This window comes from Schleiferilactobacillus perolens DSM 12744, from assembly GCF_001435585.1.
GTDB lineage: Bacteria > Bacillota > Bacilli > Lactobacillales > Lactobacillaceae > Schleiferilactobacillus > Schleiferilactobacillus perolens.
The window spans coordinates 1-233 of sequence record NZ_AZEC01000092.1 but is presented as its reverse complement, the minus strand read 5'-3'; the positions used below and the strand labels follow the sequence as shown (position 1 = coordinate 233).

The following is a 233-nucleotide window of genomic DNA, read 5'->3' as shown; positions in this document are numbered from 1 at the left end:
GGGGCCAACAATTGTATCTAATTCAAAATCACCGATGCGATTACGTCGATTAACCACGATGGGTCGCTGTTCAATTGACCGTCCTAATGATTGATTATATTTAGAACGTTGGTCAAGGTTACGCCGTTGGCGCACGCCATGTTCAGGCAAATCATTTAAAGAAAACTCAATTTTCCCTTGATTTAACCAATTATAAATTGATTTAGTCGCTAGTTTAAATTCGTGAGCAATCA

The 233-nt window shown here is 38.6% G+C and carries 1 pseudogene; it reads right to left on the bottom strand.

Going from position 1 to position 233, the window contains the following annotated elements:
* Positions 1-233, bottom strand: a pseudogene (locus tag FD09_RS15755) (IS30 family transposase); the annotation flags it as partial.